Below are 13,040 nucleotides of genomic sequence, written 5' to 3'. Positions count from 1 at the left end.
AGTGCGATCATGCCGGCGCCGAGCCGGCGAGGGCCGGGGGCGCTGGGTTTAGCTCGCTTCGACGATCATGGCGGCGCCTACCGTGCGGTTGGTGGCCTCGTCGATGATGACGAAGCCGCCGGTGGTGCGGTTGCGGCGGTACTCGTCAGCGAGGAGCGGCACCGTCGTGCGCAGCCGCACCCGGCCGATCTCGTTGAGCCGCAGCTCGTCGGCCGACTCGTCGCGGTGCAGTGAGTTGATGTCCAACCGATAGTGCAGCCCCCGCACGATTGCCCGTGCCGACCGGGTGGTGTGCTTGATCGCGTACCGGCCGCCGACCCGCAGCGGGCTGGTCTCGTCCATCCAGCAGACCATCGCCTCGATGTCCTGGGCGACCGCCGGCGCGTTGTTCGGCCGGCAGATCATGTCGCCCCGGGAGATGTCGATCTCGTCGGCCAGCCGTACCGTCACCGACATCGGCGGGAACGCCTCCGCGACCGGCCCGTCGGCGGTCTCCACGGCGGCGATCCGGCTGGTGAAGCCGGACGGCAGCACCATCACCTCGTCGCCCGGCTTCAGCACGCCGGAGGCGACCTGACCGGCGTAACCCCGGTAGTCGGTGACCGTCGTGGACTGGGGGCGGATCACGTACTGCACGGGGAACCGGACGTCGACCAGGTTGCGGTCGCTCGCGATGTGCACCCGCTCCAGGTGGTGCAGCAGCGACGGACCCTCGTACCACGGCATGTTCTCCGACCGGGTCACGATGTTGTCGCCGCGCAGCGCCGAGATCGGCACCACGGTCAGATCCGGTACGTCGAGCTTCGCGGCGAACGCGGTGAACTCGTCGGCGATCCGCTCGTAGACCTCCTGCGACCAGTCGACCAGGTCCATCTTGTTGACGCACAGAACCAGGTGCGGCACCCGCAGCAGCGAGCAGAGGAACGCGTGCCGGCGGGACTGCTCGACCAGGCCCTTGCGCGCGTCCACCAGGATCAGCGCCAGGTCGGCCGTCGAGGCGCCGGTGACCATGTTGCGGGTGTACTGGATGTGCCCGGGGGTGTCCGCGATGATGAACTTGCGTCGGGGCGTGGCGAAGTACCGGTACGCCACGTCGATGGTGATGCCCTGCTCCCGCTCGGCGCGCAGGCCGTCGGTGAGCAGCGCCAGGTTGGTGTACTCGTCGCCACGGGCCGCGCTGACCGCCTCCACCGCCGCCAACTGGTCGGTGAAGAGCGACTTGGTGTCGTAGAGCAGCCGGCCGATCAGGGTCGACTTGCCGTCGTCCACGCTGCCGGCGGTGGCGAACCGCAGCAGGTCCATCGGCCGCGCCTCCGGGGTGGCCTCGGTGCCGGCAACGGCCGGGGCCACGATCTCGGTGGTCATCAGAAGTACCCCTCCCGCTTGCGGTCCTCCATGGCGGCCTCGCTGACCCGGTCGTCACCACGGGTCGCGCCCCGCTCGGTGATCCGCGTGGCCGCCACCTCCTCGATGACCTTCTCCACGGTGTCCGCGTCCGAGCGGACCGCCGCGGTGCAGGAGGCGTCGCCGACGGTGCGGTAGCGCACCTGCGCCTTGAACCGTTCCTCACCCGCGCGGGGACGGAAGAACTCGTTGACCGCGTAGAACATTCCGTCCCGCTCGATCACCTCGCGCTCGTGCGCGTAGTAGATCGACGGTAGCGGGATGCGCTCTCGGGCGATGTAGTGCCACACGTCCAGCTCGGTCCAGTTGGACAGCGGGAAGACCCGGATCGACTCGCCCGGGTGGTGCCGGCCGTTGTAGAGCGACCACAGCTCCGGGCGCTGGTTCTTCGGATCCCACTGGCCGAACTCGTCGCGGAAGCTGAACACCCGCTCCTTGGCCCGCGCCTTCTCCTCGTCGCGGCGGGCGCCACCGAACAGCGCGTCGAAGCGGTGCTTCTCGACCGCGTCCAGCAGCACCGGCGTCTGGATCCGGTTGCGCATCCCGTCACCGGACTCGCGGACCAACCCGCTGGCCAGGGCCTCCGGCACGCTCGCCACCACGAGGTGCAACCCCAGCTCGGCGACCCGCTGGTCGCGGTATTCGAGCACCTCGGGGAAGTTGTGCCCGGTGTCGACGTGCATGACGGGAAAGGGAATGTTGGCCGGAGCGAACGCCTTCTGCGCCAACCGCAGCATGACGATCGAGTCCTTGCCGCCGGAGAAGAGCAGCACCGGGCGTTCCATCTCGGCGACAACCTCGCGCATCACGAAGATGCTCTCCGCCTCAAGGGCGTCCAGGTGGGAGACCCGGTAGGCCGCGGGGGACGTCATGACACTCGCTCGCTCATCCGATTTCCAGACCTTTCCGGTCGGACATGTCAAGAAGTGCGCTCAGGCTACCCGGAATGCCTCTGCAGCGCTGCAAGCAACCGGTTGGCGAGATCCTTGCGACAGACCAGCAGGTCCGGCAGGCGCGGATCCGCCTCGTTGTATCGAAGCGCAGAACCGTCGATCCGGGAAGCGTGTAGTCCGGTGGCCGTCGCCACAGCCACCGGGGCCGCCGAATCCCACTCGTACTGCCCACCCGCGTGGATGTACGCGTCCACCTCGCCGGTCACCACCGCGGCGATCTTCGCACCGGCCGAACCCATCGGCACCAGGTGCGCGCCGACGTCCTCGGCCAGGTCGGTGAGGAACACCGGCGGTCGGCTCCGGCTCGCCGCCAGGCGGATCTTCCGCTCACCGGCCGTCGCCGCCTCCACCGTCATCGGCGGGTACGCGGGCGGGTAGTCGGTGCCCAGCACCCGGTGCTGCGCCGGCAATCCCACCGCTCCGGCGACCAGCCCGTGCGGGCTCGGCGCGCTCCGCGCCCAGAGGGCGACGTGCACGGCCCAGTCCGAGCGACCCTCCTCGGCGAACTCCCGGGTGCCGTCCAACGGATCGATGATCCACACGCGGTCCGCGGTCAGCCGGGACGCCGCGCCGGTGTTCACCTCGGCCGCCCAGGCCAACCGCGAGCCCTCGTCCTCCTCGGAGAGCACCGCGTCGCCCGGCCGCCACCGCGCCAACTCCGTGCGGATCAGGTCGTGCGACACCTTGTCCCCGGCCGACTTCAGCGCGCCCGTGTCCGCGAAGCCCAACTCCGCACGCAGGTCGAGCAGCGCCTGACCGGCCCGGGAGGCCAACCACCGGGCGAACGCCCCGTCGATCATCGGAGGACTGCCCATCTGCCCGCTCCCGTCGCCTCGCCGCGGCCCGTGCCCGCACGCACCGATCGGCCGCGACCCGCGTCGCCGGTCACGGCACGCCGAAAGGCGCAGACTACCGGCCAACCGTTTCCGATCCGGTACGCCCCGCCCGGCTCAACCGCCGTGATACAGGTTCTGGGTCGGCTCCACGCCCTTGACGATCACCGACTCCACCACATCGGCGGCCCGGTCCACCAGGAAATCGAGTTCCTTACGCTCCGCCGCGCCGAAATCCGACAGCACGTAATCCGCCGGATCCTGCCGCCCCGGCGGCCGACCCACGCCGAACCGCACCCGGAGGTAGTCCTTGGTGCCCAACGACTTGGACATCGAACGCAGGCCGTTGTGCCCGCCCTCGCCGCCGCCACACTTGATCCGCACCTGGCCGAAGCCGATGTCCAGCTCGTCGTGCACCGCGATCACCCGCGCCGGGGGCACCTTGTAGAACTGCGACAGCGCCGCTACCGGCCCGCCGGACAGGTTCATGTACGTCAGTGGCTTCACCAGCACCAGCTTCGGACCGCCGAACCCCAGCCGCCCTTCCGCGACCTCAGCCACCGCCCGCTTGTGCCGGCCGAACCGCGCGCCCAACCGCCCCGCCAGCAGCTCCACCACCATGAACCCGACGTTGTGCCGGTTCCCGGCGTACTCCCGGCCCGGATTGCCCAGGCCGACCACCAGCCACGGCCCCGCCTCGTCCGTCACGACCCGCCCCTCCCGCCGTCTTCACCGACTCCCGATACGCCGGCAGGCGCCCCCGAAACTCGGGGACGCCTGCCGCACGATACGAACCGATCAGGCCTCGGTACGCGCCTCGGTGTTCTCCGCGCCCTCGGCGGCCGGGGCGGCGTCGGCACCCTCGGAGCCCTCGGTGACCTCGCCGGTCTCGGCCTCGGCCTCCTCGGTGGCCTCCTCGACCTCGGGCAGCGTCGCCTCGAGCTGCTCGGCGGTCGGCGCGGCGGTCACCGCGGCGATCGGCAGCGTCGGGTCGACGGCCAGCTCGACACCGCTGGGCAGCTCGACGTCGCCGGCGGTCACCGAGGAGCCCGCCTCCAGGCCCTCGATCGACGCCTCGAGGTGGTCCGGCACCTTGGTGGCGTCGGCGGTCACCGAGAGGGTGTCGTGGTCGTGCACGATCAGGGTGTCGCGGGCGGCCTCGCCGGTCAGCTGGACCGGAACGTCGACGGTGACCTGCTCGCCCCGGCGCACCAGGATGAGGTCGACGTGCTCGAAGGTGTCGCGGATCGGGTCCCGCTGGATCGCCTTCGGCAGCGCCAGCACCTGGGTGCCGTCGGTGATGTCGATCGCGAAGAGCTGGTTGGCACCGCCCTTGCGGATCGCGGCGGCGAACTCCCGCGACGGCAGCGCGATGTGCTTGGGCTTCTCGCCGTGGCCGTACAGCACGGCGGGCACCTTGCCGGCCCGGCGGGTACGGCGGGCACCACCCTTGCCGAACTCGGTACGGGGCTCGGCGCTGATCTTTACCTCGGACACGGGGAAACTCCTGATGCTTTTCGCTGCGGCGGCTTGTCGTCTAACGGTGCTGGGGCGAGGGGCTCGCTGGGGCTCATGCGTCATGAACGACTGCCCGGAGCACCGCGTCGATGACGGCGCCTCCGTGCGGCGCTCTTCAGCGGCCCGCCGGGCACCCTCGCCGTGGCAACCGCACCAGTCTACCCGAGCTGTTTCCCGGGTTTCCGGCAGTCCCCGGTCACGGCTCCAGGCTGGCCCGCCGACGGTGTTCCCCGCCAGCGTGCCAGCCCGTTTCGACCAGTTTGTCAGCTCCGGCCGGCCGACTCGGCCATCTTCAGCTCAGGCCACCGAAGAGAGTGGTCACCGAACCGTCGTCGAAGACCTCCCGGATCGCCCGCGCCAGCAGCGGCGCGATCGACAGCACGGTCAGCTTGTCCAGCTGCTTCTCCGGCGGCAACGGCAGCGTGTTGGTCACCACGATCTCGCTGATCGAGCTGTTCTTCAGCCGCTCGGTCGCCGGGTCCGACAGGAGCGCGTGGGTGGACGCGACCACGATCTCCGCCGCGCCCGACTCCTTGAGGATGTCCGCGGCCTTGGCGATGGTGCCACCGGTGTCGATCATGTCGTCGACGATCAGGCAGACCCGACCCTCGACCTCGCCGACCACCCGGTTCGCCACGACCTGGTTCGGCTTCATCGGGTCACGGGTCTTGTGGATGAAAGCCAGCGGGCAGCCACCCAACCGGTCGGTCCACCGCTCGGCCACCCGCACCCGGCCGGAGTCCGGTGCCACCACGGTCATCGGCCGCCCGGCGTACTTGTGCTCCACGTACTCGGCGAGGATGTCCATCGCGAAGAGGTGGTCCACCGGGCCGTCGAAGAAGCCCTGGATCTGCGCGGTGTGCAGGTCGACCGTGAGGATGCGGTTCGCGCCGGCGGTCTTCAGCAGGTCCGCCACCAGGCGGGCCGAGATCGGCTCCCGACCCCGGTGCTTCTTGTCCTGGCGCGCGTACGGGTAGAACGGCAGCACGACGGTGATCCGCTTCGCCGACCCCCGCTTCAACGCGTCCACCATGATCAGGGTCTCCATGACCCAGGTGTTCACCCCGTGCGTCACGGACTGCACCACGAAGGCGTCCGAACCACGCACCGAGTCCTTGAACCGTACGAAAATCTCGCCGTTGGCGAACTCGTACGCGTCGGCCGGCGTCGGTGCCACACCGAGCACCTCGCCGATCTCCTTGGCCAGTTCCGGGAAACCCCGTCCGGAGAAGAGCATCAGGCTCTTGCGGTTTTCGGCGACGATGCTGCCCATGGGCCCGTCTGCTCCCGTTTGTCGGCGGTACCCGGCCCGGTGGTGGTGGGTCGGGGACTATTCGGTTGCAGTATCTCCCGCGCCGGACGCACCGCCCACCGTCTCGGCCCGCCCGTGCATTGCCTCACTGTCGCTTGCGGTGCCGGCCACCTCCGACGCACCCTCCGCGTCACCGGCGCGCTGCGCGGCCTCGGCCGCCGCCGTACCGGCCCGCCGCTTCACCACCCAGCCCTCGATGTTGCGCTGGCGCGCGCGGGCGACACCCATCGCGCCCGGCGGCACGTCGTCCACGATCACCGAGCCGGCCGCCGTGTACGCGCCGTCCCCCACCTCGACCGGCGCGACGAACATGTTGTCCGCCCCGGTCCGGGCGTGGCTGCCGATCACCGTGCGGTGCTTGTTGACCCCGTCGTAGTTGACGAAGACCGACGCGGCGCCGATGTTGGTCTGCTCGCCGATCGTCGCGTCACCCACGTACGTCAGGTGCGGCACCTTCGAGCCGGGCCCGATCTCGGACTTCTTCACCTCGACGAACGTGCCGACCTTCGCCTTCTCGCCCAGCCGGGCCTCCGGCCGCAGGTACGCGTACGGCCCCACGCTGGCGCCCGCGCCCACCTCGGCGCCCACCGCGTGGCTGCGCACCACCGACGCCGCCGGGCCGACGATCGTGTCGATCAGCGTCACGTCCGGCCCGACCAGCGCGCCCGCGCCGACCACCGTGGCCCCGCGCAGCTGGGTGTTCTGGTCGATGACCGCGTCGCGGTCCAGCGCCACCGTCACGTCGATCCAGGTGGTCGCCGGGTCGAGCAGGCTCACCCCGGTGCGCATCCACGCCTCGTTGACCCGGTCGCGCAGCAGTCGCCGCAGCGACGCCAACTCCACCCGGTCGTTGCAGCCCAGCGTCTCGACGTGGTCGACGGCCACGTGCACCGCGACCGGCTCGCCGACGGACCGGAGCAGGCCGAACACGTCGGTCAGATACTCCTCGCCCTGGTCGTTGTCGGTGGAGAGCTTGCCCAGCGCGTCGCGCAGCCGCACCGCGTCGAACGCGTAGATGCCGGCATTGATCTCCCGGATCGCGCGCTGGGTCGCGTCGGCGTCGCGCTCCTCGACGATCTGCTCCAGCCGGCCGTCGGCGTCCCGGACGATCCGCCCGAGCCCGGTCGGATCGGGCACCTCGGCGGCCAGCACGGTGGCCGCCGCGGCGGCCTCCTCGTGCGCGGTCACCAACGCGCCCACCGTCTCCGGGCGCAGCAGCGGCACGTCGCCGTTGATCACCACGACCGTGCCGGCGCCCTCCGGTACGGCGTCCAACGCGATCCGCACGGCATGCCCGGTGCCGAGCTGCTCGGCCTGGAGCACGGGCGTGGCGTCGGGGGCGATCTCGGTCAGGTGGGCCCGGACCTGGTCGGCGCCGTGGCCCACCACGACGACGGTGCGGTCGGCGGCCAGCGGCCCGGCCGCGCTCAGCACGTGGCCGAGCAGCGTACGGCCGAGCAGGGGGTGCAACACCTTGGGCAGTGCCGACTTCATCCGCTTGCCCTCACCGGCGGCGAGCACGACGACGGTACGAAGGTGGGGCTGGGGCACGACGTGGCTCCCGTCGGGACGGCGGACACTCTCGCGGCCATGCTAACCACGCGGCCCGGCAGCGCGTCCTCTTACCCCCAGCAGAACCCAAAACGGACTTGTCGGGACAGCTCGGCCGCCAGGGTTCGAACCTGAAATACGGGTACCAAAGACCCGGGTGTTGCCAATTACACCACGGCCGATTGCAACGTCAAGAACACCGTCGCCTCAGAACGAGCATCCTGCCGGTACACCCTAACGCCCGACGGCCGCGACGCCAGCACTCCTGCCCTTCATGATCCCCTCGGCCTTGCCGACCATCGCACGTGGCTCGTGACCGAGGCGGCGGTGACACCCCGAGCGGGAAACCGCTCGGGCGGCACCCCACAGCGAATGGAGGGTGGGCCCTGAGCAGGGCTTTAGGACCTACGTACGACAGCTTTTTCAAACTTCCCCGTGCGATCTACCGAGCCGTAAGTTACGGTGACGTAGGCGTAGGTTCGTGATCGTTTCCGTCCCCTCTGCGAGGTGCCATGTCCACTACCATGCTCGAACCCAACACCGCCGGCCCCGGCCCGAAACCGCTCACCGACGGCAGTCAGTCCAACGGGATCCTGGCCGCCCTGTGGGCCTTCGTCGTGATCCCCTTCGTGGCCCTGCTGGTCGCCGTGCCGATCGCCTGGGGCGGCTGGCTGGGCTGGAGCGACGTGATCATCGGCCTGGTCTGGTACGTGGTTTCCGGGCTCGGCATCACGGTGGGCTTCCACCGCTACTTCACGCACGGCTCGTTCAAGGCCAAGCGTTGGCTGCGGGTGACCCTGGCGGTCGCGGGTTCGCTGGCGGTACAGGGCGAGATCATCCAGTGGGTGGCCGACCACCGGCGGCACCACGCCTTCTCCGACCTGGAGGGTGACCCGCACTCGCCGTGGCGTTTCGGCACCAGTTTCTGGGCGCTGACGCGGGGTCTGTTCCACGCACACGTGGGCTGGCTGTTCCGCCGCGAGCTGTCCAACCGGGAGCGGTTCGCACCGGATCTGATCGCCGACCGCGACATCAGCCGGGTGGACCGACTGTTCCCCGCGCTGGTGGCCGTCTCACTGCTCGGCCCGGCGCTGATCGGGGGCCTGGTGACCTGGTCGTGGCAGGGCGCGCTCACCGCGTTCTTCTGGGCCGGGCTGGTCCGGATCGGCCTCCTGCACCACGTCACCTGGGCGATCAACTCGGTCTGCCACGTGTACGGCGAGCGCCCCTTCGCGATGCGCCAGGGCGACCGCGCGTCGAACTTTTGGCCGCTGGCGATCCTGTCGTTCGGTGAGAGCTGGCACAACCTGCACCACGCGGACCCGACCAGCGCGCGGCACGGTGTGCTGCGTGGTCAGGTGGACATCTCGGCCCGGGTGATCTGGCTGTTCGAGAAGGTCGGCGCGGCGTCGCAGGTGCGCTGGCCGAAGCCCGAACGTCTCGCGGCCAAGCTCGTGAAACCGGTCGCACCCCGGTAAACCGGGCGGTGCCGCGGGGTGCCACCTGGCAGGATGGCCGGGTGGCCGAGCGGAGCGGGGGACCGGACGGCTCGGCGGACGGGGGGCCGAGCCCGATCCGGGTACGGTCGGACGGCACGGCAGGCCGGACGGGCCGCCCGCCAGTGAGGCGACGACGTGAGCGGGCACAGCGGAGGCACCATTCCACGGCAGGGCGTCACCGAGCGCCAGCGAGGCGGCGACATGCCCGAGGTCAGTGACGAAGCCGGCGGTGGGCGTGCAGTGCCGGCCGCGGCGGCGAAACCCAAGCCCCCCTCACGCGTACGCATGTCGGCCGCGCAGCGGCGGGAGCAGTTGATCGCGATCGGCCGGCAGCTGTTCGCCGAGCGAGGTTTCGACGCCACCTCCATCGAGGAGGTGGCGGCCCGCGCCAAGGTCTCCAAGCCCGTGGTGTACGAGCACTTCGGTGGCAAGGAGGGGCTGTACGCGGTCGTGGTCGACCGGGAGGTCCGGGCCCTGCTGGACCGGATCACCACGGCGCTGACGGCGGGGCATCCGCGTGAGTTGCTGGAGCAGGCGGCGATGGCCCTGCTGGGCTACATCGAGGAGGAGACCAGCGGGTTCCGGGTGCTGGTCCGCGAGTCGCCGCTGTTGTCCGGCACGGCCACCTTCAGCAGCGTGATGAACGACGTGGCCCACCAGGTCGAGCACATCCTGGGCGCCGAGTTCAAGAGCCGCGGGTACGACCCGAAGCTGGCCGAGCTCTACTCGCAGGCCCTGGTGGGCATGGTCGCGTTGACCGGCCGCTGGTGGCTGGAGGTGCGCAAGCCGCGCAAGGAGACGGTGGCGGCGCACCTGGTCAACATGGCCTGGAACGGGTTGTCGCACCTGGAGGCGAAGCCCACGTTGATCACCGCCCGCCGCCGCTGACCGTTCAGCGGCGGTGCACGTCGGCCACCGGATGTTTGCGGCGTTCCAGCTCCGCCTCGGCGTGCTCCGACGGGCCGGTTTTGTCGTACAGGCCGGTGCCCAGCAGGATCAGGCCGAACAGCATCGACACGATCACGGTCGACATCGAGAAGTTGAGGAAGTTCGCGTCGGTCTGCAGCACGGACATCATGAGGATGCTGGTCACCAGGAACACCGCCCCGGCGGTGAGGTTCATGTAGTGGCCGAGGTTGCTGCGCCGGGACGCCCCGATGATCAGGACGACTCCGAAGACCACCGAGGCGAGCGAGAAGGCCAGGTTGGTGCGGAGCCCGAGGGCCCAGTGGTTGCCCCGGTCAAAGAGCGGGTCGCCGATCGTCTCGGCGACACCCCAGACGCCGAAGACCAGGATGTAGACGCCGATCAGGCCGGAGAGGACCCGGTAGAGCGGCCGTGCCGGATGGTTCACCGGAAAGTGCGGCATACCCAGACCCCCCTGAATCGACCGTTTCAGGAGGATTGTCACCCAGGGCAGAGCCGACTGTCCGAAGAACCACAAAGCCCGAAACGGCCCGCCGCAGGCCGGACCAGGTCAGGTTTCGCCGGAGCCCGAGCTGCGCAGGGATCAAGCCTGACCGCCCGGAGCAGCTCGGGCTCCGGCGAAAACCACACACCGGAAGAGACTCAGAGAACGAGACGAGCCTTCTGGAACGCCTCCGCCTCATCCTCCGTGCCGACCTTGCCGTACATGCCGGCCATGAGCAGCACCAGGGCGGCCGTCATCACGGCGATCACGGTGAAGATGCTGAAGTTGAAGAAGTTGGCGTCCGTCCGGATGAAGGCCAGACCGGCCAGGCTGATCACCATCAGGGCGTACGCCATCCACTGGTTGATCGCCACGTCGATGTTGCGGCCGAGCGCGGTGCCGACCAGCACGACGAGCCCGAGCAGCACGCAGAGCAGCGAGAAGCCGAGGTTGGCGCCCTGGCCGAGGACGCGGGTGTCGTCCTGGGCGAGGATCTCGTTGCCGGCGCTCGTGATGATGCCGAGCACGCCGAAGACCACCAGGTACAGACCGGTCAGCCCGCCGATCGCCCGGTAGATCGGCCGCGCGGGGTGGTTGATGGGGGTGTGGGCCATGTCTGGGTCTCCAAGGGTGAGGTGTCGCCGACGATTGTTCCGCATGTGTCGGTGTGACGCCGCACACGGCCCCCGCGCCGGCGTGCCCGGCCCGCTCAGCCCTCGGGCAGGTCCTCGGCGAGGGTCATCCAGGTCTCCTCGATCCGTTCCCGTTCGGCGCGCAGATCCTTGAGCTGGGTGTCCAGCTCGGCGACGCGGGCGTAGTCGGTGGCGTCGGCGGCGAGTTGATCGAGCAGGGTCACCTCGCGCTGGTCGAGCTTGCCGAGCTGCCGTTCCAGCCGGGTCAGCTCCTTGCGGGCCTGGCGCACCTCGGCGGCGGACATGCCACCCGCGGTGGGCCCGGCCGGCGCGACCGGGCCGGTGCCGCCCGCCCGGGTGGCGCCGGCTCGCTCGGCGGTCCGGGCGAGGTACTCGTCGACGCCACCGGGCAGGTGCACGAGCCGGCCGTCGCCGAACATCCCGTACGCCGTGTCGGTGACGCGTTCGATCAGGTAGCGGTCGTGGCTGGCCACGATGATCGTGCCGGGCCACGAGTCGAGCAGGTCCTCCAGCGCGGCCAGCGTGTCGGTGTCCAGGTCGTTGGTGGGCTCGTCGAAGAGCAGCACGTTGGGCTCGCCGGCGAGCAGCCGCAGCATCTGCAACCGGCGACGCTCACCGCCGGACAGGTCGCTGACGGGCGTCCAGAGCCGGCGGTCGTCGAACCCGAAGACCTCGGCGAGCTGGGCGGCGGAGACCTCCCGGTCGCCGAGCTGGACCCGGCGGGCGACCTCCTCGACGGCCTCCAGCACCCGCAGGTGCCCGGGCAGCTCGACGAGTTCCTGGGAGAGGAACGCCGGTCGCACCGTCGAGCCGGTGCCGAGGCGGCCGCCGTCGGGGCGGGTGATGCCGGCGAGCATCCGCAGCAGGGTGGTCTTGCCGGCGCCGTTGGCGCCGAGGATGGCGATCCGGTCACCGGGGCCGACAAGCCACGTGACGTCGCGCAGGATCTCCTTCGGCCCGGCGTGCAGCTCGACGTTCTCCAGCTCGTACACCTGCTTGCCGAGCCGGGAGACGGCCATGCGCTGCAGGGACATGGTGTCGCGGGCGGGCGGCACGTCGGCGATCAGCGCGTTCGCGGCGTCGATGCGGAACTGCGGCTTGGAGGTGCGGGCGGGCGGCCCGCGCCGCAGCCAGGCGATCTCCTTGCGGAGCAGGTTCTGCCGGCGGGCCTCGGTGGCGGCGGCGACGCGTTCACGCTCGGCGCGGGCGAGGGTCCAGGCGGCGAAGCCACCCTCGTACGCCCGGACGGTCTGGTCGCCGACCTCCCAGGTGGTGGTGCAGACCGCGTCCAGGAACCACCGGTCGTGGGTGACCACGACGAGGGCGCCCTTGCGGCCGACCAGGTGCCGGGCCAGCCAGTCGACACCGCCGACGTCGAGGTGGTTGGTGGGCTCGTCGAGGATCAGCAGGTCCGAGTCGCGGACGAGCAGCGCGGCGAGCGCCACCCGCCGCCGTTCGCCACCGGACATCGGGCCGACCGGCTGGTCGAGGCCGAGGTGCGGCATGCCGAGGCCGTCGAGGATGTTGCGGACGCCGGCGTCGCCGGCCCACTCGTGCTCGGCGCCCATGCCCTCACCGAGCCAGGCGGTGCCGAGCACGACGTCCCGGACGGTGGCGTCCGGGGCGAGGGTGAGCTGCTGCGGTAGCCAGAGCACGCGCAGGTCACGGCGGTGGGTGACCCGGCCGTCGTCGGGCTCCTCCTGCTTGGTGAGCAGGCGCAGCAGGGTGGACTTGCCGGCGCCGTTGAGGCCGACCACACCGATCCGGTCGGCGTCGTCCAGGCCGAGCGAGACGTCCGTGAGCAGCCGCCCGGCGGCGCCGTACCCCTTGGACACCCGGTCCAGATTGACGATGTTGGCCACGTTCCACCCTTCAAGATCAAGGCGTCCGGGTGCCGGCGGGCACC

The 13,040-nt window shown here is 70.5% G+C and carries 12 protein-coding genes and 1 tRNA gene; 2 read left to right on the top strand and 11 right to left on the bottom strand.

All coding sequences use genetic code 11. The features are described 5' to 3' along the window. Positions 1–48: 48 nt before the first annotated feature. The 8 genes from ABZT87_RS00590 to ABZT87_RS00555 form a co-directional block, all read right to left on the bottom strand. Entirely contained in the window at positions 49–1,365 is a 1,317-nt protein-coding gene (locus ABZT87_RS00590; protein ID WP_354860511.1) for a GTP-binding protein, read from the bottom strand. Next, positions 1,365–2,276 carry a sulfate adenylyltransferase subunit CysD gene (gene cysD / locus ABZT87_RS00585; protein ID WP_354860512.1) on the bottom strand — a complete coding sequence of 304 codons (912 nt, stop codon included), beginning with the start codon at positions 2,274–2,276 and terminating at the stop codon, positions 1,365–1,367. The genes ABZT87_RS00590 and cysD overlap by 1 nt, the downstream gene beginning before the upstream one ends. Before the next feature lie 65 nt (positions 2,277–2,341). Continuing rightward, positions 2,342–3,172: an inositol monophosphatase family protein gene (locus ABZT87_RS00580; RefSeq protein WP_355132712.1), complete on the bottom strand. Its 831-nt coding sequence runs from the start codon at positions 3,170–3,172 to the stop codon at positions 2,342–2,344. Between the two features lie 135 nt (positions 3,173–3,307). Beyond that, positions 3,308–3,898: an aminoacyl-tRNA hydrolase gene (gene pth, locus ABZT87_RS00575; RefSeq protein WP_355132710.1), complete on the bottom strand. Its 591-nt coding sequence runs from the start codon at positions 3,896–3,898 to the stop codon at positions 3,308–3,310. Between the two features lie 90 nt (positions 3,899–3,988). Then, entirely contained in the window at positions 3,989–4,687 is a 699-nt protein-coding gene (locus ABZT87_RS00570) for a 50S ribosomal protein L25/general stress protein Ctc (RefSeq protein ID WP_355068440.1), read from the bottom strand. Positions 4,688–5,000: 313 nt separating this feature from the next. Beyond that, entirely contained in the window at positions 5,001–5,981 is a 981-nt protein-coding gene (locus tag ABZT87_RS00565) for a ribose-phosphate diphosphokinase (RefSeq protein WP_030329105.1), read from the bottom strand. A gap of 57 nt (positions 5,982–6,038) precedes the next feature. Continuing rightward, positions 6,039–7,571: a bifunctional UDP-N-acetylglucosamine diphosphorylase/glucosamine-1-phosphate N-acetyltransferase GlmU gene (gene glmU / locus ABZT87_RS00560; protein ID WP_355132708.1), complete on the bottom strand. Its 1,533-nt coding sequence runs from the start codon at positions 7,569–7,571 to the stop codon at positions 6,039–6,041. 110 nt (positions 7,572–7,681) lie between these two features. Beyond that, positions 7,682–7,753, bottom strand: a tRNA-Gln gene (locus ABZT87_RS00555). Between the two features lie 330 nt (positions 7,754–8,083). Here ABZT87_RS00555 and ABZT87_RS00550 point away from each other — a divergent pair. Beyond that, positions 8,084–9,049, top strand: a complete 966-nt coding sequence (locus tag ABZT87_RS00550) for an acyl-CoA desaturase (protein ID WP_355068444.1) — start codon at positions 8,084–8,086, stop codon at positions 9,047–9,049. A 222-nt stretch (positions 9,050–9,271) separates the two neighbouring features. After that, the gene (locus ABZT87_RS00545; protein WP_355132706.1) at positions 9,272–9,958 is read left to right on the top strand and encodes a TetR/AcrR family transcriptional regulator; all 687 of its coding nucleotides are present in this window, start codon (positions 9,272–9,274) and stop codon (positions 9,956–9,958) included. A 4-nt stretch (positions 9,959–9,962) separates the two neighbouring features. Here ABZT87_RS00545 and ABZT87_RS00540 read toward each other — a convergent pair whose 3' ends face one another. From ABZT87_RS00540 to ABZT87_RS00530, 3 genes are all read right to left on the bottom strand, one after another. Then, a complete protein-coding gene (locus ABZT87_RS00540; RefSeq protein ID WP_354860522.1) occupies positions 9,963–10,439 on the bottom strand; it encodes a DUF4383 domain-containing protein in 477 nt (158 codons plus the stop codon). Positions 10,440–10,639: 200 nt separating this feature from the next. Then, positions 10,640–11,095 (bottom strand): DUF4383 domain-containing protein, encoded by a 456-nt coding sequence (locus tag ABZT87_RS00535; protein WP_355132704.1) that lies wholly within the window; start codon positions 11,093–11,095, stop codon positions 10,640–10,642. Between the two features lie 95 nt (positions 11,096–11,190). After that, positions 11,191–12,996, bottom strand: coding sequence for an ABC-F family ATP-binding cassette domain-containing protein (locus tag ABZT87_RS00530; RefSeq protein ID WP_355066752.1), 1,806 nt, complete (start codon positions 12,994–12,996; stop codon positions 11,191–11,193). Between the last annotated feature and the right edge of the window lie 44 nt (positions 12,997–13,040).

This window comes from Micromonospora sp. NPDC005237, assembly GCF_040607775.1.
GTDB lineage: Bacteria > Actinomycetota > Actinomycetes > Mycobacteriales > Micromonosporaceae > Micromonospora.
The sequence above is the reverse complement of the archived record's forward strand: the minus strand, read 5'-3'. Positions and strand labels throughout refer to the sequence as shown.

Bases quoted from the DNA above. Each gene is read 5' to 3' on its own strand.
- cysD (WP_354860512.1), bottom strand. From the start codon at position 2,276: ATGACGTCCCCCGCGGCCTACCGGGTCTCCCACCTGGACGCCCTTGAG.
- ABZT87_RS00540 (WP_354860522.1), bottom strand. From the start codon at position 10,439: ATGCCGCACTTTCCGGTGAACCATCCGGCACGGCCGCTCTACCGGGTC.
- ABZT87_RS00590 (WP_354860511.1), bottom strand. From the start codon at position 1,365: ATGACCACCGAGATCGTGGCCCCGGCCGTTGCCGGCACCGAGGCCACC.
- ABZT87_RS00535 (WP_355132704.1), bottom strand. From the start codon at position 11,095: ATGGCCCACACCCCCATCAACCACCCCGCGCGGCCGATCTACCGGGCG.
- ABZT87_RS00545 (WP_355132706.1), top strand. From the start codon at position 9,272: ATGCCCGAGGTCAGTGACGAAGCCGGCGGTGGGCGTGCAGTGCCGGCC.
- ABZT87_RS00580 (WP_355132712.1), bottom strand. From the start codon at position 3,172: ATGGGCAGTCCTCCGATGATCGACGGGGCGTTCGCCCGGTGGTTGGCC.
- ABZT87_RS00550 (WP_355068444.1), top strand. From the start codon at position 8,084: ATGTCCACTACCATGCTCGAACCCAACACCGCCGGCCCCGGCCCGAAA.
- ABZT87_RS00565 (WP_030329105.1), bottom strand. From the start codon at position 5,981: ATGGGCAGCATCGTCGCCGAAAACCGCAAGAGCCTGATGCTCTTCTCC.